Below are 25,632 nucleotides of genomic sequence, written 5' to 3'. Positions count from 1 at the left end.
TTATCAATAATGCCGTGAAATACGTTCGGGATTATTCAGCCCAGTCTTCTACTCGCAAGCCAGGAACACGATCAAATTCCCTGCGATTGTTTGTAACGATTATCAGGCCACGCGAGCGAGCATGGCCAGCAATCAATTGATCGTATGGACCGATTGGAGTTCCACTGCGGGCCAATTCAGCACGTAACTGGCCCGCATGGTTTGCTGCCGGTTCATCGTACGATAATACCTCAAGGCGAGCTGCAAATCCTTCCACGACTGCAATGTTTTTTTCAGGATGGGCAGACTTTTCCGCCCCGTAAATCAATTCCATCAAACTAATCGAGCTGATGCACAATTGATCGTAGAAGCGATTAAATGCTTCTCGGACTTGCTGTGGTCGATTCTTGATCGTGAAAATGCATATATTCGTATCCAGCATGTACTTCAGCATTACAACGCCTCGCGTTCCTGTGGAGCAGGCTGATCACGCTCATTCATGAAGTCGGAAGTCGTCTCTAAGCTATCAAACCAGCTGTCCCAGACCTCACCAGCGGGCGCTATGATTCGAGTGCGCCCCACAGCAACAATATCGACCCGTTTCACATCAGCAGGCAAAGCTACTGCTTTTGGCAAGCGGATAGCTTGGCTCCTGTTGCTCTGGAATACTGCTCCCTGCTCCATCTGCGTCACTCCTAGTTTTATCCATAGTGATATGATGTAGATAGTGAATCAAATGGGATATGTCAACGGGATATACGTACTCCGGACCGACAAAACGCACCATGATCTGGCTTTAAGAGACGGGGTGCGGTTGCTGACGGGCAGTTTTAAAATCACGCCTCTTACAAGCGTCCATCAAATTAGAATAGCTGCGTCACACGTCGAACTCAGCGCGATGGTGAAACGATGATGCTAGAATGATGGCGGGATATGGGCGCACCGTACTAAGTGTGCGTAGCCTTGCGATTTCCATTGTGCAGTCATGTGCACAGCACGCTCACCAAGGATAAGCTCCAACGGGCCCTGTAAAACTGCCGGTCGGGCTTGCCGTATCCAGGACCGCAAGAATTAGCAGTCGGTTCTCACCACCACACTGCATGATGGCCATTCGATCCCTCGATCTACACTACGTCGCCGGGCGCTGCATAGCTGGCCCAACGCGTCGCCGGGCCCTTTTCGTGTAGTGCGAATGCAATAACCAGATGACGGCGAACTGCATCGAACTTGCGAGGCGTGTAGTCGTGCTTGCACAGCTTGGTCTAGCTTTCAGCCAAGAGAAAAAAGCTTGAAATGATCGTGGTTTACGGCACTTTCGAGATCGCTGCGCTCTGGGGACGTAAAGCTGATCCTTGCCATTTAGGAGTGAGCCGTTCGATTGACACGACCGTAAGCTTAAGTCGCTTTGGTTCTTGTCAGACACGGACGATTTGATGCTCGAGAGTGATGTGGGTGCGTTCTTCAATTTCCTGTGAAAACTTTTGCGCGGTGAGCATTCTCACATCTCCTGTCCTGAAATAGGTCGCGCCGTGGACCACCGAGGCGGGCGTTTCCCGCCGCGGTGCCGATGCCAATCACCGATAGTCCGTGCTGGCAATAGCCTTGATCCTCATCGATAACTCGACGTCGGCGGTGAAAGGAACCGAGAGGTAGCCATGCTCAACGGAGCGAACGCGCGCGAGGTAGTCCGGACTTGCGTCCGCATTGTCGGCGACGATCAGTGCACCCACACGCAGGCGAGGTTCGAGCAAAGAAAGAACGGAAGAGTAGAGCGTCTTGGCGCCATCCATAAGGACGAGGTCGATCGTGTCCGGTAGATCGCGGGCGAATGTCTCTAGCGCGTCGCCTTCGCGTATATCGACCAGATCGGATAGGCCAGCCGTCTCAATGTTTTGGCGCGCTCGCTCCACCTTCGAGCACTCGAACTCACTGCCAATCAGTCGCCCGCCGCCGTTATCTCGGAGACCTGAAGCCAGATGAATTGTTGAGATTCCGAACGAGGTGCCAAACTCGACGATGGTGCGAGCGCCGATGGATCGGGCCAAGATATAGAGCAGGGTGCCGGTTTCACGAGATACCGCCAACGGTTGGTCTCTCAGCTGTGCGTAGAACTGTCGATAATCCGCTCGGTCCACATTACGGACTTCGGGCGAGGCATCCTGCATCTGCTGATCGTAAGATCCCTCAACAGCATCGGCCTCGTCGAATAGTCGGGTGATAAGGGATGACACCGGCGGTAAAATAAAAGTCGTCGTCATTGAACTCTCCATGAGATTGAAGAACCCAAGGCCAATGCGTTAGCGATCCCTGCAAATGCGTTGCTGAAAGAACGACCGAAGCCCGTCGCAGCACCCGGGACCGAGACTGCGACTCTTTTAGACCAATTTCGATAAAATACCCCGTGAAGAGCATTAGACGACAACCTCAGCGCAATTGCAAAAAACCGACTCAGTCGGCCCCAGGCTTGCGCGTTGAGTGACGTTAACGCTTACGGTCTCTCTGAAGGAGACACATGATAATAGGCTTGAAAAAGCTTCGCCGGCAAGCAAAATCGAGCAATGGTATAATTCTATCTGACTGCAGCGCAATTCCGCTTGCATGGCATGATCCAGTTAGCCGTGCGTTGAAACACCGTCAGCTGCCCAACTGCCCATGAGCTTTCTGGCAAATAATGAACAGCGGAGGCCGCATTGCGGATTGAGGCAACGCGCTTTCCTTTTAGATCGATCGAAAAATCGACGATCTACCATTCGCGTAAGCGATGGTTCGAACAGGGGCTCGTCGGGCTTGACGCGGAAGCAGCCTCCTGACCCGCACTCCCTAGCAAGCTACCCGCTCAACTTATCTTCGAAAGGGTCGTGGTTTGATACTTAGTCCGAAGTCCAGGCGCGTACCGCATTGGGGAAATTTTGCAGAAAACGAGGCATCCAGTGACAAGATTGATGCCACCAAATTACCAATATTCTACAGCCTAATGCGAGCGACCTGTATGGAATATGCTTGAGGAAAACCATTTGTCTAAATTCGCAGACTATAGACACGTTAATCCTGCATATCAGAATAATCTTAAGTCCTGGCGAATCGAACATCCCTCCCCTGTATCGCTTTTCATTTTCGCTGCCATCACACTGGTGGCTCAATTGGCGAGCACATTGACGGCAAATGCGATTGCAGCCATGTCTGATCAGGCTGTAGAACGATACGCTCAAGACAATGATATTCCTCCCAGGCACCAGTGGGAAGCAAACTACGGCTATTGCGGCGAGGTCTCATTGATCAGCGCAGGGCTCTATTACGGCCAGTATGTTTCCCAATACGATGCCCGCGCGATCGCAAGCAAAAATGCGGATCAGTCTGCGGAAGAGAGCCAGTTTTTGCTTGGCGTGAACGACGCTTACGCAGCATCTCAGATGCACTTGAAGGCAAAACGGTGGAATGGTTCTTCTCTATCTGAGAATTTTCTGACATGGGTTAAGAAAGAAGTCGCTGCAGGATATCCGGTCATCATCGGTGTTTTCAAAAATGCAGGTTCTTTCGAGGAATCCAACGAGCCGGGTGCCGGAGACGAGCATTACGACCATATCGTCTTAGTTACCGGTGTTTCATCTAAACATGCCTTCGAACCGCCAGCTTACTACGCCGACGACATCATAACGTTCACCGATCATGGGCTTTGGTCTCCCGCTGACAAACCGGAATTTTTATATACGTCCAACTTCAAAGATTTGGGAGCCAACCGCAGGCAAGCAAATTCGGTTTCTCATCCGATATATTCGCTACCAGACGTCGACAGAAATTACGGCATCGCGATAATGGGCATCATCGACCACGACGGCCAAACCTTGCCTGTTCGACTATCGACAAATGTGAATTACGAGGAACCGATTATGCGCGATGGGTCGAGTATTCGCCCCATACCGCAAGATCTGACCTTGACAGTCACAATTTCTGGGATGGTTCCCGGTGTGTCCTATAAACTGTATCGCTATAACGACTTCCAGTCAGTTCCGGAGGCCGGATTCAATGCGAAAGCTGGGAAGGCGGTCAAAGCTTGGGAAATAAAGACTAGTTCCGGGTCATCTTTTACTTTGAAAGAAAAGATCAAGTCGAACCAGATCGCCGTCTACCGAGCAGTTCCGATAACGGCACCTTAGGAGGCCGTTTTATCGAATTGCGAAAACTCTAGGCTGAAACTCATTCACATCCACACGTTTGACGAGGGCGGTGCGAAGTTCGAGAATCGATGCCGTCCCACACACTCCTCTCCCTCGTTTGATATCTTGACTCATCCAAAGGCAGCTCTTGTTTCCACGCGATTGACGCTGTGCGCACCTGGACCGCCCTCCTTCATGTGTGCACTGAGGGGCTAAAGACCATGAGGCTGAGGATCTCGAAGAGGATCTGTGCTCCCAGCTGCGCCGTATTGGTGGACGCGTCATACTGCGGCGCAACTTCGACAACATCGCCGCCGACGATGTTTATCCCCTTCAAGCCACGAATGAGATCGAGCACTTCGCGCGTGGTGAGACCACCAATCTCCGGCGTTCCTGTACCAGGCGCGAAGCTTGGATCGACACTATCCACATCGAAAGAAACATATGTGGGCCCATTCCCGACAATCATTCGAGCTCTTTCGATAATCGCCGGAATCCCCATTCCTGTTACCTCCTCGGCGTGGATGACAGTCATCCCGGACTCGTATGAGAATTCCCAAAGGTATTCGGCAGCTCCGCGTATTCCGATCTGGATCGTACGAGTAGGATCCAATACACCGTCCAAGACAGCATTACGCATCGGGCCACCGTGGTGGAATTTTGTCTCGTCAAAAAGTCCACCTGTGTCGCAATGAGCGTCAATATGAATAAGGCCTACCGGAGCCTCCCTGCCGACCGCCTTCAGGATTGGATGCGTGATCGAATGATCCCCGCCGACCGACAGCGGGATCACGCCTGCTTCAACGATCTGACCAATACGCTTCTCAATATCCTCGTGGCTTTTTTCTAGCCGATAGCGGCTGCGAAACGGGACATCGCCGATATCGGCCACCCGCAATTCGTGGGCCGGAGCACATTCCAGAATATGATTGTAAGGTCCAATACGTTCGATAGCCCGCAGCGCCCGCGGTCCGAAACGCGAACCTGGTCGGTTCGTCACACCAAGGTCCATTGGCATGCCGATCAGGGCTACCTGCAAGTCACCGAACTCCGGATTTTCCGCATCGACTAGGAGATGCGGCACATCCAGCAGCGTCGGCAGGCCAGCGTAAGGCGCGGCGCGTGTGCCCGCTTTGTTAAATATCTTGTCACCGATCCGCTTGAATTTCTCATCGAAGATCGCGCCGCCAGCACTGTTCGCAAACTTTGCTCGCAGTTCTTCGAGCCGTTTGTTGCCAAAACTCATCCGTGTCTCCCTTTTGTCATGGTCAAACCAGCCTATCGGTTATCGATACCGAAGTTGGTGGTGACCAGATCGTCCTTGTCTGTGCGCGGCTCACCAATGCGGTCTCCTCAATGCAGTAGTTTGCCAAGAAACCGTTTTGTCCGCTCATGCGTAGGCGACGAGAACAGAATGTCCGGGGCGTTGCGCTCGATAATTTGGCCTGCGTCCATGAAAACCACTTCGCTCGCAACTTCACGTGCAAAGTTCATCTCGTGAGTGACACAAACCATCGTCATTCCATCCGCCGCAAGGGAAATCATCGTATCCAGAACTTCCTTGACCATTTCGGGATCGAGCGCTGAGGTCGGTTCGTCGAACAGCATGATACTCGGGTTCATGCAAAGAGCGCGGGCGATGGCGACGCGCTGCTGCTGCCCGCCCGAAAGCTGGCCCGGATATTTGTCAGCTTTCTCTGGAATTCGTACGCGTTCGAGGTATCTCATTGCGACCTCCGTTGCTACGTTCTTTGGCAGCTTGCGGACCCAACGCTGAGCGACCGTGCAGTTTTCCAACACAGTGAGGTGAGGAAATAGATTGAAGTGCTGAAAGACCATACCGACGTCGCTTCTAATGCGATCAATACGCTTCAACTGACTCGTGAGTTCAACGCCGTTGATAACGATCGAACCTTCCTGATGAACTTCCAGGCGGTTCATACATCGGATGAGCGTCGACTTTCTGGATCCCGACGGGCCGCAAATTACAATGCGCTCCCCTTTATTCACCTTTAGGTCTATTCCCTTTAGGACTTGGAACGCCCCATACCATTTGCTGGCGCCAACAACTTGAATAGCAGCTTGTTCGTTCATGTTGCACCTGTAGATTTGTGATGATTAACGATAGCCGCGCGAAAGCACATACTCGATACGGTTCTGTGCTAGTGTGAGCACGGAGACGATTGCAAGATAGTAGACCAGAGCTGCTCCATACCATTCGAGGAAGCGGAAGCTCGTAGCGATTGCGAACTGTGAGACCGTCATTAACTCCTTAAGTGAAATGACGGTCGCGAGCGACGTGGTCTTCAACAGAGAGATGAACTCGTTCATCAGTGCAGGGACGGCGATCCTCAGCGCTTGGGGCAGGTTAATAATTAGGAAAGTCTGCCAGCGGTGCATTCCGAGAGCAGCCGCGCCCTCTTGTTGTCCGCGACCGACGGCAGCAAAGGCGCTACGCAGTATTTCGGCTAGATAAGCAATCTGGATCAGGGACAGTGCCGTGAAAGCAGCAAAGAATGGTGTGAACCAACTCCCTCGAAACGCTGGCGAGATCTGCGGCAGACCGTTCCAGACAAAGAGGAGCACCAGCAATGCAGGTGAACCCCGGAAAAGCCAAACGTAAAACGTCGCAAGCCAACGAACAGGCGCGCGTGTTGAGTTTGCCATTGACCCCAGCCCGAGGCCCATGACCAGGGCTAGGGCCATAACACAAATTGAGAGGCCAATTGTCAGGAGCGCCCCTTTGAAAAGAGGGGTACTGAAGACGGCATGTAGGAAGAGGTCGAGTTGGAACAATTTAACCTGCCTGCTTATCGTCATGGGAGATGTCGGTGGAGGTTTCCGGCAGTTTCCACTTCATAAGGAACGCCTTCATCTCGCCACTGGCCCGCAGAGCCTCGAGCGCTTCCTTGAGCAGCTGTCGGTCACCATCGCTTTTACGCAAGTAAATGCCGTAATTTTCGCTCTCCTCATATGTGTAGCGAATGCCGAGCTGTCGGGCACCTGCAACATGCGGTAGGCGGCTGTGGTATCTTGGGTTATCGTCGCGGTCGCACGGCCAACTAAGATCTGCTCAATCACGGCGGAAGCTGACGGATAGGTTTGCGTCTGAACCGGTGCTTTGCCAGCCGCTTCAAGCTCTGCATTGAGATCGGCAACCGTCTTTTCGTAGGTGGTACCAGCTTCGATCGCCATGGTCTTGCCGCTGACATCGGCGGGAACTTTTGTCTCCTTGTCACTAGCCGCGGTGACCAACACAACATGAGACCCAAAATATGGGACGCCATCATATTTCTCGAGACGTGCCGGAGTGATCATGATTCCGCTTGCGACGAGGTCACAGCGTTTGGAGTCCAGCGAGGGAAGTAGACCTTTGAAGTCACCGACAACGTACTCAGCCTTTGCGCCCCAATGCTTGGCGATCGCATCCAAGACGTCAATCTCAAAACCGACAAGTTGCTTGTCTCCGGGGTTTTCATAGTATTCCAACGGCGGGAATTCGCCGTTGGTGCATACTTTCAAGACGCCGCCGGAGGCGAAGTCGGGCCTTTTGTCAGCGGAAAAGGAGGCGTCGACGCTCACGGCGACAATAAGCGCAGTCGCTGCAAGCAGCGAAATTTTTCTTCCCAATGTTGCTTTCATACCCAGGTTCCCCTTTTTTGGTTTTCGGTGCTCAAGCCTGTGCATTTTGGCTGACGACCTCCTTACGACAGCATCGTCGCCTTGTGGCGCTTGCGAATAGTTACGCGAGCGGTCGCCCGAGGGCGTTGAGTATTTCGCCATACTTTTCGGTGTCGAAGGCGGGGAGGATCAGCGGCTCGACATGCCCGTCTCGGCGCGCCGTGAGCACGTACTGCATCATCGCATCATTGCTCGGCATTTCGAAAACCTGCATGAAGTCATAGGCCCCCAGCAGGGCATAAAAGGCGATCGACCTTCCACCAAGCGCTGCGACGCGATCTTCGCTGACCTTCCGGCGCTTCCCGCTATGGGTCAATTCGTCGAGCCCTTTTTGCGTCAGGCGCATAAGCGAGACATATTTCTGCACCTCGCTCATCTGCCCGACGCCTCCAGCTTTTGCAGGCCCTCAAGAACCGCTCCCGAATTCGTCAGCGCTCCGAAAATTCCGTTCTCGACGGTGACCATGTGTAGAGCGGCCTCATGAGCATACTGGTCCCCGCTGGCGCAGGCGTCGGAAATAGTCAGGCATTGGAAGTTACGGTCACAGGCCTCACGCAATGTCGTATGAACGCAGACATCAGTGGTACAACCTGAGAACAACAGGTGCGTGATGCCCCTAGCGCGTAGTACGTGCTCGAAATCCGTGTAGGTGAAGGCGCTGTTGCAAGTCTTGTCGACAATGATGTCCTGCGGATCCACATCAAGCTCAGGAACGATCTGAAATCCGGGGCTGGACCGCAGAAGCGCTTTCGTTCCGTCCAGGCCAGATCGTTGTCTGCGCCATTTTTCGTAAGGCGTCATGTCCGCCAGATCTTCACGGTATCCTTGGCGTGTATGAATGATACTGATCCCCGCTCCGCGGCACGCAGCGATCAGCTGGTTTACGGCTGGAAGGATTGCACGAAGGGGTGTGGGATCATAACCTTGCCGGGCAAAATACCCAGTGGTCGAAAGAAAATCCTCTTGCAAGTCTATTACGACGAGCGCGGTTTTGCTTGGATCAAGTTTCCCATCGTAGGGATAATCGAATGGCTTTGCCGATATCATAAATGATCTCCTCTTTGTCGTTGAATATCACTCTTAACAGTTTGAAAAAATCAATTTATAATCACCAATATTGTTCTAATTTTCCAAACAGTTTGAATGGTTTCCGCATGAGCCGCCTTCCGCCCTACCTGCAATACCTTCCCGCTTTCGAAGCAACTGCGCGCCTTGGTGGTGTGCGGCACGCAGCAGAAGAGTTAAACCTGAGCCCAAGCGCGATCTCCCTCCAGTTGAAGAAGCTAAGCGATGCAACGGGTATCATTTTGTTCCAAAAGTCTGGAAGGAAGGTCGCTCTCACCCAGGCGGGCAGAGATTTCTCACAAACTGTCGCCCTAACCCTCGTACAGCTAGACACAGCGACTCGGGCATCGCAAAAACTAACTTCCGGCAGTCAACCAGCTTCGTTGTCGGTTTCTGTACCGACTGCTCTCGGCATTGCATGGCTTACTGCGGCTCTGGTCGATTTTGCTCAATCAAACGAAATCGCCACTCTGACCATCAATGAGGCAAAGACGGCTGCAGAAGTAAATTGGGATCACAACGACTTGGCGGTCGTTTACGATAACCCACCTTTTACCGGAAAATACTGGCGCTCGCTTAGTGAGGTTCGCCTCTGCGCCGTCTGTTCACCGACACTGTTTCCTCGCCTCGACCTCCGTAGTCGCGATAGAAAGCTAAGCGCTGTAGCGCTGTTGCACGAGGACGATGGTGAAGAATGGGCAAAATGGGCCGTAGCAGCTCGAATCGCGCTCGAGGGAAACATAAGTGTCCGCGTGGACTCGGTTGCACAAGCAATCGCCTCGGCCGTTCAAGGTCGCGGCGTAGCTTTGGTGTCGGACGTCCTCACGAGAAACTATTTGAACGACGGAAGGCTAATTCAGCCTTTCAACACAACTATCAACGCAGCGCGAGAATATTATATTGTCTGTTCGATCGATCGAGCGAACGATCCGGTTTTACGGGCGCTGGCTGATCTCATACTGGATCAGCTGCGCCCGGGGCGCGAGCAGAATGCCTGACACTGATTTCATTTGGCCTCGTGCGGAGTTGCCAAGTTATGACGATCAATTAGCAAACGTGGATGCATGCGTTCAAGCTCAGCAACCAATGCAGTCCCGATGCGCCAAGCGATAGCCGAAATGTAAATGGCCACGCCGGATTTGCCCCGATTAGGGATATCGCTTGTCGCGGTCATTGTGAGCGCACGGCACTGGCGTTGCGTGACATAGGGGCTGATGCGGATCAAGTGGCAACTGATAATGTCTTCTTCGCTTTAAAGATCTAAGCGCACTTGGGTGTATTCGGCGTCTTGGCTGTGGTGTAATCTTTTCATTCAATGTGCTTTTCAGCGCAGGTTCGTTGGATAGGCGCAAAAAGCCGGAGATTGATGTGGTCACAGACAGACTCATTTATATCATTATGGGCAGTGTTCGCCGGAACCGGCTTTCCCCCACGATTGCAGACTGGGTTGCGGTGTTGGGGAAAAAGACGATCCCCGCGGTGACATTTGAAATTATTGATCTTCGTGACTGGCCACTTCCGATGGATGCCGAACCCGACATTCCTGCGCATTCTGGCTATTCTACCGACGAGACGAACGCCTGGAGCACAAAAGTATCACTGGCAGATGCGTTTGTATTTGTAACGCCTCAATACAATTGGGGTTATCCAGCGGCCCTTAAAAACGCGATCGATCACCTCTACAGGGAATGGTGCGATAAGCCGGCTGCGATTATCACTTATGGTGGGCACGGCGGTGGCAAGTGCGCCGCTCAACTTTATCAAGTCCTATCCGGCATCAAGATGCACGTTGTCTCGGAGATGCCCGCCCTCACGTTGGCGAAATCGATCATTGAGGCAAACTCCGGCCAAATCGATGCGAGTGAAGCATTCGCCGGGCAGCAATCTGCAGTCCTGCGTACGTTGAATGCACTTGTGGCGTCGATCTGAATACTCCCAAGCCCATGATTTCGCAGCATCCTGCCGCCGCACTAGATCCCTTGCTGCGGATCGGTCGGCAAATGGACGACATCCTGCGCAGTCATACGAGCTTGCCGCGCGGTCAGCATCGCGCGAACGCAGATGAGCTGTTGGGCCGCCTCCAGTCTGACTGACGCACAGTGGATGATAAACAGCTATCAGCACGAACTCTCAGACGGTATGCTGTGTGCCAGGGCGCTGATGCTCAGCCCGAAACTCCTCATCCTGGACGAGCCGACATCGGCGCTCGCCATCTCCGTTCAGGTGCAAATTCTCAACCTCCTCGCCGATCTCAAGCAGGAGTTCGGACCGTCGATGCTGTTTGTGACCCAGTCTCAAGGTTGTTCAGCACGTTTCCGACACCCTTGTCGTGATGCGGGGCGGTCGTAGAGCTGAAACCGGTCCGACCGACCAGGTGTCCAGGAAGCCGACCGCGGACTACACACGCCAACTGATGGGATTTGGCGGTCATTAGCGTGCCGCGGCAGACGAGCGATGTGCCCACAGAGCATCAACGAACCCGATTTGAAACCCCTGTCGCTCTTCAAAGCGCCACGCTGACAGCCTGCAGCAAGGCTCAGGGTGGGTTGCAAAGTGATCCACCGCCGATCACGACCAGACCGACCGCGACCACGGCGCCTCGGAATGACCTCATGCGATACATTGGTTAATCAGCTGCAGTTGCCTCGAGCATCCTTCAAAATCTGGCGTCGCTATATCCTCCCCATTCAGGCCCCTGCTTTTCTGGGGCAGGCGAACATCGCGATAAAATTTCGTTCGAGTCCAGGGCTTGCATTGAGGTGTACGGGCCAGCTCTTCCTCTATATCGCCCTACCCGAAAGGCCGGATTATTGTCGTTCTGAAAGCATCTGACGCGTTAGCGTGGTTAGCGATTTTTCGATAGAAGGCAGACTGCCGTTCTGGGCCGCGACCTGAGCACCTTCCAACATAAACGTAATGTGTGCCGCGGCAGCATCGGGATCGGAAAACCCTGCCTTCCTGCACAAGGCCTTCAACCGCTCAACCTGATCCAGCTTGTGGTTTCGAATCTTTTGGCGCAACGGATGCTCCGGGTCCGAGACTTCTGCGATGGTGTTCACAAAGGGGCACCCCCGATAAGAAACGGTGGGAAGCCCTTCCAAAACGTGGGTTACCCATTCCCGAAGCTGGGCATGCGGATCTTCTGGATAAAGACATTCGATTTCGTCAAGGACTCCGCGATATTTCGCAATCGTCGCGGACAACCACTGGTCAACGAGTACGTCCCTCGAAGAGAAATGGCGATAGACCCCCATCTTCGTCGTCTCGGCCGCCACGGCGATCGCATCCACCGAAACGTGTTGAATACCCCTTTCATCGAAAAGCCGGAAGGCCGCTTCTATAATGCGTTGCCGTAGTGGCTGCTTCTTCATTGTGGGCACCATTTACGATTCGAGCTCTATTGACAAAGATACCATACAGTATCATTGATACCAATGAGTATCATTTTGGAGTTTTGCAATGAAACTACGTGATTATGTGTCGTTCGACGCCCTCGGCCTAGCCGAGCTGGTAGCTAAGCGAGAGGTCAGCGCCGATGAGGTGGTCAATGCGAGCCACAGGGCGGTGGAGCGCGTAAATTCTGCGATTAACGCCGTTGTTGAGACATGGGCCGACGAGACGCCAGCCTCCTTGCGAGACCAAAAGAGCGGCGAACATTTTGCGGGTGTTCCGTTTCTCGTTAAGGACCTTGGCATCACACGCGCCGGTCGACCCAGTGAGCTGGGTAGCCGTCTTGCCAAAGGCCTTGTTGCAGCTTCCGACTCGACTTTGATGTCCAGGTTCCTCAATGCGGGTCTTGTCCCGATCGGTAGAACAACCACACCGGAGTTCGCAATAAGCTCGACAACGGAAGGTGCCGCTACCGGTGTTACGCGTAATCCCTGGGCGCTGGATCGTAGCGCCGGCGGATCGAGTGGTGGGTCTGGCGCCGCCGTCGCGGCAGGTATCGTCCCTTTTGCTCACGCGACTGATGGTGGCGGCAGCATCCGTGTTCCCGCATCCGTGAACGGCCTGTTTGGGCTGAAACCTACCCGGGGCCGCGTGTCCAATGGACCTGCTGTCGATGAAGTTTGGAGCGGCCTTGCTGTCCAGCTCGGTGTTAGCAGAACAGTTAGGGACAGCGCTGCACTTCTGGATGCCGTCCAGGGCGGCGGCGTTGGCGAACCTTACTACACTGCGGCACCACAGGCGAGCTTCCTGTCTAAAGTCGAGCAAGATCCAGCGAGGCTCAAGATCGGCTTCATGCCAAACCCTTTGAACGGCGTTCGCACCTCGGCTCCTGTTGCGGCTGCGTTGGGAGCCGTAGCGCAGTTGTGCGACCAACTTGGTCATGCTGTCGAGGATGTGACGCTCGACATTGGTGTCTCCTGGGAAGCCTTTGTGTTTGCCAATACCCAACTGTTCACCGTGAACACGACAGCCTGGATCGATGCCATTTCAGCCGCCATGGGTCGCGGTGCGACAGCGGACTATCTCGAACCCGCGACCATGGCCGTCTACACATATGGACGCAAGGTCAGCGGCCTCAACCTTCTCGGCGCGCTTGATGTCAGGAACACGGTCGCGCGGGCCATCGGCACATATTTTGAATCGTTTGACATTTTGTTGACGCCCACCCTGCCGCAATTGCCATCATTGATTGGCGCTTTCAATCAAGGGCAGAGCGACCTCGACGGTCCAGGCTGGGTGGACAAGGTGTTCAGCAATTCGCCGTTCACCGCTGTGGCAAATGTATCAGGTATCCCCGCCATGTCCGTACCACTGTCGACCGATCCTGTGACCGGCTTGCCTGTCGGATCGCAATTTTTTGCCGGGTTTGGCCGTGACGACTTGTTGTTCAGCCTGGCAGGTCAGCTAGAGCGCGCGGAGCCGTGGATAAACAGGAGGCCAACCGTTTGGGCGGGTGCCTAACCAGGTGGCGGCGCCGCAAAGAAAACCAATTGCAGCGGCAGTGAACTTAAGTTGTATTCATCATTTCGCCGAGTTTTACAACTGCTGCTCAAGTGTCGGCGTTGATTTGCAATAAATCCCGCGAATGAGCCCCGCCAATAGAAACATTTTTGGAGTGCTATCAGATGTTTACTTTTCGTCGTGGACGACCTGACGATCTGCCTACCATCTATCGGCTGGAGCGACTGTACATTGAGACTATGGAGCCACTTCAATTGGAGAAATGGCTGTCCGCCCTTGAGCGACATTTACAACAGTGGGTGAAGGTTCTTCCACAGACAATTACGGTCGAAACCCTTGATGAACCTATCGGCTATTTATTCTGGGAAAGAGAAGACGACACAGCGATACTCGCGTCCATCAGTGTTGAACCTAGCCACCAACGGAGGGGCATAGCAACGAACCTTTTAGTCAGGTTTGAACATGAGGCAGCGGTGGCTGGGTGCCACGATTTGGAGTTGGGCTGTTTACCTCAAAATCCTGCTCGCCGCTTATATGAGTCTTTAGGATATATTTATGATCGGGAGGAATTGCCCTATGTGGTTCTGCGCAAGAAAATCCTTAGACCGAGATAAGTATATCAATCGCAATCCTCTCTATAAACACCCGCTTTATTTCCGAGGGGAAAGGAACCGGTTGGTGGATTGAAGAGTCCTGTGCCAACCGGCGAATGTCCAGTCTTTCGCGGCTCGATGGCTGGCCTGCATGCTCCCCTGTCAACACTTCACGTACAGCCTCACGACTGCCCTCGCATGACTCGAGGTGGATGTGGATCGCTACTCCTTCATCGTAACGGACTTTCACCATCTACTCCTTGCCGGTTTGTACCGGCGTTCCCACCAAATCTGCCCCGATTACCGCTACGCGTAAGCGGGACAGATTTAGGGCTGGGGTTTTGTCTTTGAGTCGAAGACAAGAAGACGCTCTACCAGTCCTGAGCATAGGCGCTGCGATATTGCAAAATTGCCAGTCAAGAGCATGCGATTGACCCAAATGGCAGCACTGGGCCCGGGAGCAGTCGATCAACTTGAAGCGACGGCCATTGGAAAACAATCATCACTTATTACCTAAACTGCTGTTCGTCCGAGCCCTCTTGAAGAATTGTTTTCTATGGAACACCGTTCTCGTAAAAAACTACACATCTACATCTTGGATTGACGAACTGCTCTTAAGAGGCCTGGTTACAACTTTGAGCGCGCTGCAAATTTCTATAATGGCCATTTTTGAGCGACAGCAATTCTTGGTGGGTTCCTTCTTCAGCGATCTTTCCGGTCTCGACAACCAGAATGCGATCAGCATTGGCGATTGTGGCAAGACGATGGGCGATTATCAGTGTTGTTCTGCCTTCAGACAATTCGGCCAGTGATTGCTGGATTGCACGTTCGGTCTCGGTATCGAGTGCTGAGGTTGCTTCGTCGAGTATAAGAATTGGGGGATTCTTCAGAAAGATGCGTGCGATAGCAAGGCGCTGCTTCTGCCCGCCGGATAGCTTGACGCCACGCTCGCCAATGACAGTATTAAAACCACCAGGGAGTGATGCGATGACACGTTCCAAGCGCGCGCGCCGGGATGCGTCGATAATTTCTGCCTCCGTTGCACCGAGCCTACCATAGGCAATGTTTTCTCGGATCGTACCTGCAAACAGGAACACATCCTGTTGCACAATGCCGATATTGGCGCGCAGGGATTTAAGCGTCATATCCTGAATGTTCATGCCATCGATGCTGATCGAACCGTGTGTTGCTTCGTAGAACCGCGGCAGCAGCGAACAAATCGTTGTCTTTCCCGCACCCGACGGACCGACAAAGGCAACCGTTTCGCCAGCCCGAATGGACAGATCTAAACTATCCAATATCTGTCTGTCGGGATTGTAGCCAAAACGCACATCGCGATACTCGATGTTGCCTTTCAAACGAGTGACAGCATGGGCATCGTCACGATCGGCGATGTCCGGCCTCGTATCAAGAAATTGTAGGTAGCGTTGAAAGCCAGCGATGCCCTTCGGATAAGTTTCGATGATCGAATTAATCTTATCAATTGGGCGAAAGAACACGCCCACGAGTAGCAGATAACCCACGAAGCCGCCCGCGGTTAATTCACCGCGAACGACAAACCAAGCGCCTGCCAGCATAACGACGACCTGGACGAAACGCATGGATAGGTAGGACAGCGACATCGATGCTGCCATCACCTTATAGGCTTCGAGCTTGGTACGCAGGTAGTTACGGTTATTTTCGGCAAAAAGGGCCCGTTCGTGATCCTCATTGGTAAATGCCTGTACGACGCGAATGCCACCGACATTCTCTTCAATACGCGCGTTGAACTCACTCACCCGACGATAGAGCGCATGCGAATTGGCAGTCATGCGCTTGCCGTAGATTGTTGTGACAATGGCGGTAACAGGCACGATAGTTGCGGTAATCAGTGCAAGCGGAACATGCACCCAGAGCATCAAGAAAAAAGCCCCGATCAACGTCATAAGCGCAATGAACAGGTCTTCAGGACCATGATGGGCGACCTCGCCAATCTCTTCGAGATCTTTGGTCAGACGGGCTACGAGATGGCCGGTCTTTTGATTATCGAAGAAGCCGAAGGAAAGCTTTTGCAAATGATCGAAGGCTTTCCTGCGCATCTCGGTCTCAATCTTCAAACCAAGCATATGCCCCCAATAGGTGACAATGATCTGGAGGCCGGCATTGACCAGATAAATCAACAGAAGCCCCAGAGCAGCGAGTGCTATTATGCCAAGTTGATTGCTGGGCAGCAGGCGATCAATGAACAGCGTTACAGCAATCGGAAACGCCAGTTCCAACAAACCGGCAACAACTGCGGAAGAAAAATCGAGCACGAACAAACGCCGATGCGGACGGTAGTAGGCGGCAAAACGCTTGAGAAGATCAGCCATGACGCGGCTCCTTGATCGTGTGAGCCAAGCCAGAAGTGCTCAGATTGGATGAAGTGCCCGGGTTGTTTAAGGTGCTTGTTGCGCGTCTTCCCTTTGGCACAATCAATGGCGTGCCTGAAACCGGATCGGGAATAATGATCGATGGCAATCCAAAAACATCTTCTATGAGTGGTTCGGTGACGATCGCGGATGGATCACCTTGGTCAACAATCGCCCCATCCTTCATCGCAATCAGGTGCGATGCGTAACGGCAGGCTTGGTTGATGTCATGCAGAACCGCTACAATTGTGCGGCCACTGGCATTGAGCTCGGCAAGAAGATCAAGCAACTCAATCTGATGGGCGATATCAAGAAACGTCGTTGGCTCATCAAGCAGCAATATCGGCGTTTGCTGTGCCAGCACCATCGCGACCCAAACACGCTGCCGTTGGCCGCCTGAGAGTTCATCTACCAATCGTGCCGAGAGATCCCAGATGCGCGTTGCTTGCATGGATGCGATGACAGCGTCTTCGTCATCTCTTGACCATTGCCGGAAAAACGACTGGTGTGGATAGCGTCCGCGCGCCACCAAATCAGCAACTGTGATGCCGTCGGGTGCTATTGAGGTTTGGGGTAAAAGGCCGAGACGGCTCGCCACTTCTTTGGCTTTGAATGTATGAATGTTTTTGCCGTCCACTATGACATCGCCATTTGAGGGCTTCAGCAAGCGCGACAATGCCCGAAGCAACGTCGATTTACCACAGGCATTGGGACCAACAATAACAGTAAAGGACTTGTCCGGGATTGAGACAGTCAAGCTGCTTGAGATTGTGCGCTCGTCATAGCTTAGCGTGACATCATCCGCTTTCAAACGGCATTCAAGACTATGCGTAGTGGGCAGCCCCAACTTTGTATGAAGCGATTTAGCGTTCAACGTATAGGTCATTTACGCCCTTCCCGGATTAGCAATGTCAGAAAGTATACCCCACCGATACTGACAGTCATGATGCCAACAGGGAGTTGTGTTGCGAAGGCATGTTGTGCAGCATAGTCAGCGCTTATGAGCAGCCCGCTTCCGGTAAGAGCGGAGGGGATCAGGGCAACTCCGGCAGAGCGGGTGATACGTCGAGCAATCTGCGGCGCGGCAAGCGAAATAAAGGCAATCGGACCAGCCGCAGCTGTAACGATTGCAGTGAGTGCAACACCAAGGATCATCAGCGACACCCGCGTTCGATTGGCATTCACACCTGAGGCGCGCGCTGCATCATCTCCCATTTCGAGCTGTCGCATTGGCCGGGCAAGCAGCATGGTCAGCGGCATGATGATGATGAGAACAATCGCAACTGGGACAAGCTGATCAACACCGAGTCCATTGAGCGAACCAGCCCCCCAAATGGCAGCCGACATAGCGACATTAAGATCAGCCGCCTTGATCATCCAGCTATTGAAAGCGGATAGCAGGGCCGAGATGCCGATACCGACAATGATCAGCCGGAAGCCCTGCATGCCATTGCGCCATGCAAACAGATAAACGGCAAGAGCCGTGAGAACCCCTCCAATCAAAGCACCCGCTGCAGTCTCGTAATAGCCGCCCGACAAAAGCAAAATGACAATCAGCGCCCCGCTATAAGACCCGGCTGCAAAGCCGATAATATCTGGACTGCCTAGAGGATTGCGGGTCAGTGACTGGAAGATAGCGCCACTCATGCCAAGCGATGCGCCCAAAAAAACAGCGAGCAGAACACGCGGCAATCGCCATTCGATAACAATCGTCCGCACCATATCGTCGCCTTCGCCGCGTAAAGCACGCAGCGCATCAGGGATCGGTATTGGATAGCTTCCACTGGTGAGCGAGGCTATTGCAACAAGCAGGATCAGGGCAAGAAGAGCAGACCCAGTCAGCAGGCTGCGGCGATGCAGATGAAGAGAGAACCGATCCCCAAAAAGGCGCATAGGCGTTCTGCTGCCAATTGGTTTGATGGTCGTGGGGCGTGAGCGCTCTGTTTGGGTCACAGTCCGCTCACCTTTCTGCGGCGTGCCAGCGCAATGAGCACCGGTGCGCCAATGAAGGCCGTGACAATACCGGCTTCAAGCTCTCCCGGATAAAGTACCAGACGCCCGGTAATATCAGCGCTGAGCAAGAGGATCGGTGAAAAAACGAGCGTCAACGCGATAATCCTGCGCTGGTCGGGTCCGGTAAACCATCGCACCACGTGTGGCACCATCAATCCGACAAAACCAATCGGACCACATGCTGCAGTTCCCGCTCCTGCAAGCAGCGTGACGGCAGTCACCACAAGAATGCGGGCGCGCAGAATATCGGTTCCCAATGAGCGCGCCAGATCATCACCAAGTGCCACCGCATTAAGCGGTCGCGCTGCAAACAATGCGACGACAAGCCCTATGACAATGAACGGCGCAACCCGTGTCACCACATGCATGTCACGGCCAGCAAGTGAACCAATCGACCAGCTGCGTAGCGCATCAAAGGTCTGCGGATTGAGCAATGCCATGGCAGAACCAATGCCGCCGAGAACCGCTGAAAGCGCGACACCAGCCAGAACAAGCCTGACGGGCGTTGCACCTTCCTGACCTGTGGCACCCAGCGCATAGACAATCAATGTAATCACAATCGCACCAGCGAAGGCTGCCCAGATATAGGTATCAATCGACTGCCAGCCCAAAAGGCCGACTGCTAGTGTAACGAAGAAAGCAGAACCGGCATTCACGCCTAAAATACCGGGATCAGCCAGGGAATTACGGGTTGCAGCCTGAATAAGGGCACCCGAAACGCCAAAGGCTGCGCCGCATAATAGCCCAAGTAGAGTTCTTGGAAGACGGTAATTAAGAAGGATAATCTGTTCAGTGGATGTCTTATCCTGCCCAGACAAGGCATCAACCAACAAGAAAGGCGAAAGCATCCGCGTTCCCACAACAAGGCTGACAAAGCAGACCAAAATCAACACGCCAAGTCCGCAGAGCAAAAACAGAAGGCCAGCCTGCCTTGTCCGAGCGGGAGTACTCCCCGGCAGTTCCAGGACCGGAGCTTGCGCGAACGACCCGCTCTTCTGATCATCGTTCTGCTTCTCAACCCGACCTGAGGCAGAACTCGTCACATCCCGCTCTGTCATGCTTGCATTCTTTTTTCCATGCACATCAGACCCGCGCCTGCCCTTCAATCCAGTAGCCGATCGCATCAATACGCTTTTTGTTGAAGCCAAGCGTATCGCGAAAATGCTTGCGGCAATTCGAAACGGCACGCGCTTCACCGGCGATAAAAATATAGCCTGAACCATCCGGCAGATGCTCAATGCTCTGAGCGATGCGTGGCAGTTCCGTATAGCCCGGACGCTCTTCCCTCACGCCATGACAGACATGCCAGTGAATATCCGCATTGGCTTTGGTGGCGATCTCCTGCCTATCGGCATCATGCGGTACTTCCACATGCACAACCGCTTTAAACCCCTCGGGTAGTTCTTCCAGAACACGACCAACAGCGGGCAGACCTGTGATGTCGGTGATCATCAAGATCCACTCACTCCCCTTGGGAATCCATAAATGGCCTTCAGGGTTACAAATACCCACCACATCACCCACTTTGGCATTCATGGCCCAACCTGCAGCAACCCCGCCTTCATGCACAACGATATCAATGGTCATCTCGCAGCGTAACGCATCCCAGCGACGGATCGTATAAGGACGGTTTGGACAATGTTTTGACCCATCCGGTCGGCCCCATTTGCCATTCTCCATAACAACAGGAAGCGTAACAGGCGTGTCGGGATCAGCTCTTAATGCAAGCCGCACCCACTCATCATTATGGCCCGATGGGATCAGGCGTTCACCATCAATGATCTTTAAAACGACCCGAACAAGCGACGGCGACAAACGCTCAACACCAATCGTCTGGCCAAGAAAATAATCCTCCACATAAGGTTCATGATGATGACCATCATCATAATCGTGATCGCGTTCTTCAGAATGACTATCGTGTCCATGCGTATCATCATGCATCATTATTGCTGCTCCGACTTGCGTGCGGCATCAGCCAAACGCGGCAAAAATTGAAGGCACCCATGCGGCTTAGACAAAATACTCAAAGCCGACGTCGACCAAACCGAGACCCAACTGTCGAATGTGTTGGCAGTATTCTGCCACTCCCCCCCACCCCCGAAATATCTAGAATCGTCCACGGTCAATGACTTTCAAGTGAAGCGGCGATGCGTTCAAAAAAAATGTCAAACGCAAAAGGTATCGATAAAACGCTCAGTGCAGAGGAGGCCCATATCATCGTTGGATCATCAAGGAAGACGCTATGTCCTTCCCGAATCGCGCGATTTTGCATGAAAAGCGGGCTGCTTTTGACTGCATCGGCGATACCCTCACCATAACCGAGAATAAAGAGATCGGCTTCAAGCTCATCGATATTCTCTATGCTGAAATTCGTGCGCCATTTTCCAGGGTTCTCATCGCCAAGCAATTTGATTGCGGGAGCAACCTGAAGTCCAAGCCTGTGCAGCAGGGCTATTCTCGCATCCTCCGGGAGATAGACCGCCATGTTTCCTTCACCTTCCGCATAGGTTCCGAAGACAAATGATTTATTCCGCGTTATAGGGCGTGAGGCTGCAAGTTCATCCAAAAAATTCTCGGTTTTTTGGATGAGTGCCTGCGCATCTTTGCTTTGGTCGAGTGCATTGCCAATAAACATTGTTTGCTGTTGCCATGCCAAACGCGCGTCTGTCGATTGATGAATAATCGTTGGGGCAATTTGCGCGAACCGCTTATACGAGGCTTCTTTGAACTTTGAAAATACGGACAGAATAATGATTAGGTCCGGCTTCAAAGAGGCTATTTGTTCAAAATCTGTAAGCTCAGCCTGCAGTAAAACAGGTTTGCCCGAGCCAAGAACCTGTTCATTCCAAGGTAAAATTCCTGAATCAAACAGCGCACGGTGTTCCATTGCAATCGGCACATGACCAAGTGCGAGAAGAATGTCTTCACTATTCCAGCCAAGCGCAACGATACGTTTGGGCTCAGCTGTAAGAATTGTCTCACCAAATTCATGGTTGAGACTGCGAGGAAATGAACCCGTTCTATCTGTTGAAAACGCTCGTACGCCCAGAGGCATCATCGATGCTAATAGGCCAGCGCAGACAGATCGTCTCTTCATCATTAGGGGAGCGAGCGATAGCTTAATTATTTTGTACTCCCTACGGTTTGATCGTTTAAATCGTTACGCCGTGTGCAGAATTCATCGCCGACCACAGCCACAATGTTTAGAATTTCTGAGATAACTTCAGAGTGAAATTCCTCGGTTCACCATAATTGCGGGTGCTGTAGAAATTAACCTGCGAAAAATAACGCTCATCAAGGATGTTATTTGCATTGAACTGGAGCGCAGTTTTATCGGTCAGGTCATAGCGAGCCATCAAGTTGACAATCGCGTAGGGCTTTTGCTCCGCACGCCTTTGCACGGTTTCACCACTTCCATCCGCACCCCATACGGTAGCCCAAACACCACTTTGCCACCTCATGCCACCGCCAACTGTCAACTTTTCGAGCGCGCCGGAAAATTGGTAAGTCGAATAGAAATTGAAAGTCTCGCGTGGCGTTGGCGTGTTCAGTTCCACGCCTTCAGGATCTTTAAGATTGAACCGGGAATAGCCCGCCCTGATGTTCCAGTTCGGTAGTATCTCTCCACCGACTTCGGCCTCGAAACCTTTGCTTTGTGTTCCATCAACTCCGTAATAGGCTTGCCCGCCAGTCCCCGGCACCAAAGCATCAAGTTCTGCCTCGGCAACGTTGTCCTGTTTAGTCAGGAACATCGAAAATGATGCATTGAGACGATCATCAAAGAAACTACCCTTAACGCCAGTCTCGTAGTTGGAACCCTGGAGTGGATCTAGAAAATTGCCATTTTTATCGAGGTAGTCCTGGGGTTGGAATATGTCCGTATAGCTCGCATAAACCGATAGGTTGTCATTCAAATCATAGACAATGCCAGCATAGGGGGAGACCACTTTAAACGTATCCGTTTGAGTGTTTTTGTAGTCAGTGTAGCGTGCACCAAGGATAAGCTTCAGCGGATCTGAAATATTGAGACGAACCGCGCTGTAAAGCCCAATTTGACGGGTGTCATTGTCGAGCTGCCCCTTTGGATCATTCCAAATGGGCTCTGCATAATCGCCATTCCAGTCGAGCAGACTGCCGTTATAATCTTCCCGAAAAGCCGCAGTACGAACAGTTCCGTAATTCTGCTGCCACGCTGAACTTCCGCCAATCATAAATTCATGATTGCGACCCAGAAGCTCAAAGTCACCATCGAGCTTAGCGTTGATAGCGTGTTGCTCTCTGTATCCTTCATACCACTCAGAATACACTTTCTTGGTTTGAGAGGTCCAGGTCATCGGATCGACAAGTCCGCCGATGCTCATACCCATCCGTGCATCAAAATTCTGCTTGCTGTGGGAATAGCCAACTTGGCCCTTCCAACCGTTGTCAAATGAATGATCCAGTGTTGCGAATTGAGACTGGGTTTTGCTGTTCCAACGCGACCAGTTTGGAGCTCCACTGAACGAGAGAGGCCAATCAATCAGTTCACCGTTGCTGAACCAACCAGCGCCCATTGCACCGCCCCAGGTGGATGCCTTTGGTCGATTGATCTGATAATCGGCACCGACGCGCAATGTAGTATTCTCTGTGAGATCGGCTTCGATTGTTCCGAAAACAACGCCCTTTTTCTTTTCGTATCGGTCAATGAATGAATCGCCGAGCTGCCCCGCAGTAATGAAGCGGCCGCGCAGTGTTCCAGCCTTATTAAGAGGCGTGGATACATCGACTGTGCTTCGATAATTATTCCAAGAACCCGCAGAAGCGCTGACTGCGCCAGTCAGACTGGTGCTGGAAGCCCGCTTTCTGACAAGGTTTATCGACGCCCCTGGATTGCCCGCTCCATTCATCAATCCTGTCGCACCGCGAACAATCTCGACGCGATCATAAATAACGGAATCAAGTTCGGATTCGCCGGCTGCAAACGCGTTGTTGAAGGTCGTGGGAACACCGTCGTACTGATAATTATCGACATCGAATCCACGATAGCTGAACGAAGAGCGCTCTGAATCATACGCACTTTCGGAAACGCCAGTTGTGCCACGTAGAATTTCGGATAGCGAACGCGCGCCCTGATCATCAATTTGCTGCCGGGTAACAACGGTTACCGCTTGCGGTGTTTCCTTGATGGATAATGGCAGGCCCGTAGCAGTGGTCATTTGCGAGGTGGTGTACGAACCTGTTCCTTCAGTCGTCGCGCCCTGACCCTGAACACTAATCGTGTCCAGAATTATCGCTCCTTCACCCACCGATGCAGCCTCGACAGCGCCTACTTTCGGATTAATGAGGGCTGCGGACCCAGCAGAACCGACACGAACAGAAATGCCTGTGCCCGCAACAAGGCGTTGGAGTGCTAAAGCGGGCGCCAGCGAACCGCTCAGTCCACTTGATCGTTTGCCGCGCACCAGCTCGGAAGAATAGCTAATCTGCCAACCACTTTGATTGATAAAGGCATTGATAGCGGAGGAAAGCGGCTGCGCCGGGATCTGAAATTTGATGCTCTGAGAGGATGCCGCAGCGGGTTGGGCTTGGGCAAAAGCCGAAGAGCATTCCAATGTCCACACACAGCCTAGAACGGACGATGCCAATAGGACCTTTGCGAGCTGCCGTCCGTCAAACTGTGTTTTCATATTCCCGGCTTGCAGCATTGCCCTGCGTTGATCCATCGTCGGCTACCCTCTTAAAACTGCCGAGGAACCGATCCGCACCTTACGAAAACGCGCCCCTCTAATACCTTGACGCAGGAGGGGGCAGCAATCGGAAAAAAAACTTGAGTATTTAACGCAGAATTACGATTCCACCAGGAATTCGGTTCATCGAGACACCGGCAGCATCTGCCAAGGTACGTATTGCGCCTTCAATATTATCAAGCCGATAGTTGCCTGTAACCACCAACCTGTTGATACGACCATCAGTCACCAACACTTTGCCAGGATAATACCGGCGGAGTTCAGAAAGGACATTTCCAAGTGGTATATTTTCGAAGCTAATGCGACCGTCTCGCCATGCTAATTTGCGCTGTGCATCAACATATTGGATTGGCGAGAGTTCGCGCGATGTCGCTACAATGGACTGACCGGGGCGCAACTCCGCTTGCGCAGCCCCATCGCAAAGACAGCTTACATCAACGTGCCCGCGTTCGAGTACCACCTCGGTTTCTTCGTCATTTCTGCGAACGGAGAAAGCAGTCCCTTTCACTTCAACATCACCGTATCCACCCGCAACCCGGAATGGGTGCTCTGCATCATGTTGAACATCAAAAAACGCTTCGCCTTGCAGGAGGTTTACCGTCCTGCGACCGTCTTCAAAATCCAACGACACAGCAGATGCCGTATTCAGGATCATTATCGAACCATCGGGCAATGTGACAGTCGTTTTCTCACCCGTCGCGCTGACGTAATCCGCTTGCCATCTCAGAAGAATGTCCGGCAATTTCCACGCGCCCAGTGTCACAAATACAATTGCCGCAGCAGCCAAGGTTCGAGGCAGCAATCGCGACGGACGGCTAAGTGGATAGTGCTGTAACATGGGGACATCGAGTGGTGCCGCATTAAGAGAGGCTACCGCCGAAACAAAAGGTTTTGACCCCCACATTACCTCAAGCGCGCGAAACTCTCGCAAATGACGAGGATCTGCTTTCAACCACGCTTCAAATTGCTGGCGTGTGATGTCATCCGGCTCGACATTGCGAAGTCGGGTGAACCAGTCAAGCGCTGCATCGACGACAGGGTCGCTGTGCGCGTAACCATCGTCCCGCATCTGCTTGTCATCCGAACTCTTACGTCCCACCCTGATCCGTCCCATCATTCA

25 protein-coding genes are annotated in these 25,632 nt (G+C 52.8%); 6 read left to right on the top strand and 19 right to left on the bottom strand.

What is annotated here, in order from left to right:
* Window positions 1-31: 31 nt before the first annotated feature.
* From vapC to QBD00_RS15740, 4 genes are all read right to left on the bottom strand, one after another.
* A complete protein-coding gene (gene vapC, locus QBD00_RS15750) occupies window positions 32-433 on the bottom strand; it encodes a type II toxin-antitoxin system tRNA(fMet)-specific endonuclease VapC (RefSeq protein ID WP_318580008.1) in 402 nt (133 codons plus the stop codon).
* Complete coding sequence (gene vapB / locus QBD00_RS15745) at window positions 433-663, bottom strand: type II toxin-antitoxin system VapB family antitoxin (protein WP_151093963.1); 231 nt, start codon at window positions 661-663, stop codon at window positions 433-435. The genes vapC and vapB overlap by 1 nt, the downstream gene beginning before the upstream one ends.
* Before the next feature lie 440 nt (window positions 664-1,103).
* Window positions 1,104-1,235 carry a siderophore-interacting protein gene (locus QBD00_RS23635; protein ID WP_412535038.1) on the bottom strand — a complete coding sequence of 44 codons (132 nt, stop codon included), beginning with the start codon at window positions 1,233-1,235 and terminating at the stop codon, window positions 1,104-1,106.
* A 318-nt stretch (window positions 1,236-1,553) separates the two neighbouring features.
* Window positions 1,554-2,237: an O-methyltransferase gene (locus QBD00_RS15740; RefSeq protein WP_318580007.1), complete on the bottom strand. Its 684-nt coding sequence runs from the start codon at window positions 2,235-2,237 to the stop codon at window positions 1,554-1,556.
* Window positions 2,238-2,993: 756 nt separating this feature from the next.
* Here QBD00_RS15740 and QBD00_RS15735 point away from each other — a divergent pair.
* Entirely contained in the window at window positions 2,994-4,133 is a 1,140-nt protein-coding gene (locus QBD00_RS15735) for a C39 family peptidase (protein ID WP_318580006.1), read from the top strand.
* A gap of 193 nt (window positions 4,134-4,326) precedes the next feature.
* On the opposite strand, the gene speB is transcribed toward QBD00_RS15735, so the two are convergent.
* From speB to QBD00_RS15705, 6 genes are all read right to left on the bottom strand, one after another.
* Window positions 4,327-5,379, bottom strand: coding sequence for an agmatinase (gene speB, locus QBD00_RS15730; RefSeq protein ID WP_318580005.1), 1,053 nt, complete (start codon window positions 5,377-5,379; stop codon window positions 4,327-4,329).
* Window positions 5,380-5,486: 107 nt separating this feature from the next.
* Window positions 5,487-6,227 carry an amino acid ABC transporter ATP-binding protein gene (locus QBD00_RS15725; RefSeq protein ID WP_318580004.1) on the bottom strand — a complete coding sequence of 247 codons (741 nt, stop codon included), beginning with the start codon at window positions 6,225-6,227 and terminating at the stop codon, window positions 5,487-5,489.
* A gap of 24 nt (window positions 6,228-6,251) precedes the next feature.
* Window positions 6,252-6,953, bottom strand: coding sequence for an amino acid ABC transporter permease (locus tag QBD00_RS15720; protein ID WP_318580003.1), 702 nt, complete (start codon window positions 6,951-6,953; stop codon window positions 6,252-6,254).
* A gap of 51 nt (window positions 6,954-7,004) precedes the next feature.
* Window positions 7,005-7,775 (bottom strand): transporter substrate-binding domain-containing protein, encoded by a 771-nt coding sequence (locus tag QBD00_RS15715; RefSeq protein WP_318580002.1) that lies wholly within the window; start codon window positions 7,773-7,775, stop codon window positions 7,005-7,007.
* Between the two features lie 100 nt (window positions 7,776-7,875).
* Window positions 7,876-8,190 carry a GYD domain-containing protein gene (locus QBD00_RS15710; RefSeq protein ID WP_318580001.1) on the bottom strand — a complete coding sequence of 105 codons (315 nt, stop codon included), beginning with the start codon at window positions 8,188-8,190 and terminating at the stop codon, window positions 7,876-7,878.
* Window positions 8,187-8,861 (bottom strand): isochorismatase family cysteine hydrolase, encoded by a 675-nt coding sequence (locus QBD00_RS15705; RefSeq protein ID WP_318580000.1) that lies wholly within the window; start codon window positions 8,859-8,861, stop codon window positions 8,187-8,189. The genes QBD00_RS15710 and QBD00_RS15705 overlap by 4 nt, the downstream gene beginning before the upstream one ends.
* A gap of 2 nt (window positions 8,862-8,863) precedes the next feature.
* Here QBD00_RS15705 and QBD00_RS15700 point away from each other — a divergent pair, with 2 nt between their 5' ends.
* The 3 genes from QBD00_RS15700 to QBD00_RS15690 all read left to right on the top strand — a co-directional run bounded on the left by QBD00_RS15700 (window position 8,864) and on the right by QBD00_RS15690 (window position 11,228).
* Window positions 8,864-9,877: a LysR substrate-binding domain-containing protein gene (locus tag QBD00_RS15700; protein WP_318579999.1), complete on the top strand. Its 1,014-nt coding sequence runs from the start codon at window positions 8,864-8,866 to the stop codon at window positions 9,875-9,877.
* 370 nt (window positions 9,878-10,247) lie between these two features.
* On the top strand, window positions 10,248-10,808 hold the full coding sequence (locus QBD00_RS15695) for an NAD(P)H-dependent oxidoreductase (RefSeq protein ID WP_318579998.1): 561 nt from the start codon (window positions 10,248-10,250) through the stop codon (window positions 10,806-10,808).
* Window positions 10,809-10,940: 132 nt separating this feature from the next.
* Window positions 10,941-11,228 (top strand): hypothetical protein, encoded by a 288-nt coding sequence (locus tag QBD00_RS15690; protein ID WP_318579997.1) that lies wholly within the window; start codon window positions 10,941-10,943, stop codon window positions 11,226-11,228.
* Window positions 11,229-11,686: 458 nt separating this feature from the next.
* On the opposite strand, the gene QBD00_RS15685 is transcribed toward QBD00_RS15690, so the two are convergent.
* Window positions 11,687-12,250, bottom strand: coding sequence for a TetR/AcrR family transcriptional regulator (locus QBD00_RS15685; RefSeq protein WP_318579996.1), 564 nt, complete (start codon window positions 12,248-12,250; stop codon window positions 11,687-11,689).
* An 88-nt stretch (window positions 12,251-12,338) separates the two neighbouring features.
* Between QBD00_RS15685 and QBD00_RS15680 the strand changes: the two genes are divergently transcribed.
* Window positions 12,339-13,790 carry an amidase gene (locus QBD00_RS15680; RefSeq protein WP_318579995.1) on the top strand — a complete coding sequence of 484 codons (1,452 nt, stop codon included), beginning with the start codon at window positions 12,339-12,341 and terminating at the stop codon, window positions 13,788-13,790.
* Window positions 13,791-13,954: 164 nt separating this feature from the next.
* Window positions 13,955-14,404, top strand: coding sequence for a GNAT family N-acetyltransferase (locus tag QBD00_RS15675; protein ID WP_318579994.1), 450 nt, complete (start codon window positions 13,955-13,957; stop codon window positions 14,402-14,404).
* 593 nt (window positions 14,405-14,997) lie between these two features.
* Here QBD00_RS15675 and QBD00_RS15670 read toward each other — a convergent pair.
* The 8 genes from QBD00_RS15670 to QBD00_RS15635 form a co-directional block, all read right to left on the bottom strand.
* Window positions 14,998-16,734 (bottom strand): ABC transporter ATP-binding protein, encoded by a 1,737-nt coding sequence (locus tag QBD00_RS15670; protein ID WP_318579993.1) that lies wholly within the window; start codon window positions 16,732-16,734, stop codon window positions 14,998-15,000.
* A complete protein-coding gene (locus tag QBD00_RS15665) occupies window positions 16,727-17,659 on the bottom strand; it encodes an ABC transporter ATP-binding protein (protein WP_318579992.1) in 933 nt (310 codons plus the stop codon). The genes QBD00_RS15670 and QBD00_RS15665 overlap by 8 nt, the downstream gene beginning before the upstream one ends.
* On the bottom strand, window positions 17,656-18,726 hold the full coding sequence (locus QBD00_RS15660; RefSeq protein ID WP_318579991.1) for a FecCD family ABC transporter permease: 1,071 nt from the start codon (window positions 18,724-18,726) through the stop codon (window positions 17,656-17,658). The genes QBD00_RS15665 and QBD00_RS15660 overlap by 4 nt, the downstream gene beginning before the upstream one ends.
* Window positions 18,723-19,844 carry a FecCD family ABC transporter permease gene (locus tag QBD00_RS15655; RefSeq protein ID WP_318579990.1) on the bottom strand — a complete coding sequence of 374 codons (1,122 nt, stop codon included), beginning with the start codon at window positions 19,842-19,844 and terminating at the stop codon, window positions 18,723-18,725. Before QBD00_RS15655 ends, QBD00_RS15660 begins: the two co-directional genes overlap by 4 nt.
* A 25-nt stretch (window positions 19,845-19,869) precedes the next feature.
* On the bottom strand, window positions 19,870-20,730 hold the full coding sequence (locus QBD00_RS15650) for a siderophore-interacting protein (protein ID WP_318579989.1): 861 nt from the start codon (window positions 20,728-20,730) through the stop codon (window positions 19,870-19,872).
* 178 nt (window positions 20,731-20,908) lie between these two features.
* Window positions 20,909-21,844 carry an iron-siderophore ABC transporter substrate-binding protein gene (locus tag QBD00_RS15645; protein ID WP_318579988.1) on the bottom strand — a complete coding sequence of 312 codons (936 nt, stop codon included), beginning with the start codon at window positions 21,842-21,844 and terminating at the stop codon, window positions 20,909-20,911.
* Window positions 21,845-21,989: 145 nt separating this feature from the next.
* Entirely contained in the window at window positions 21,990-24,452 is a 2,463-nt protein-coding gene (locus QBD00_RS15640; RefSeq protein ID WP_318579987.1) for a TonB-dependent siderophore receptor, read from the bottom strand.
* A gap of 148 nt (window positions 24,453-24,600) precedes the next feature.
* Window positions 24,601-25,629, bottom strand: a complete 1,029-nt coding sequence (locus tag QBD00_RS15635) for a FecR family protein (RefSeq protein WP_318579986.1) — start codon at window positions 25,627-25,629, stop codon at window positions 24,601-24,603.
* Window positions 25,630-25,632 lie beyond the last annotated feature (3 nt).

Source organism: Ochrobactrum sp. AN78 (genome assembly GCF_029909885.1).
Taxonomy (GTDB): Bacteria; Pseudomonadota; Alphaproteobacteria; order Rhizobiales; family Rhizobiaceae; genus Brucella; species Brucella quorumnocens.
The sequence above is the reverse complement of the archived record's forward strand: the minus strand, read 5'-3'. Positions and strand labels throughout refer to the sequence as shown.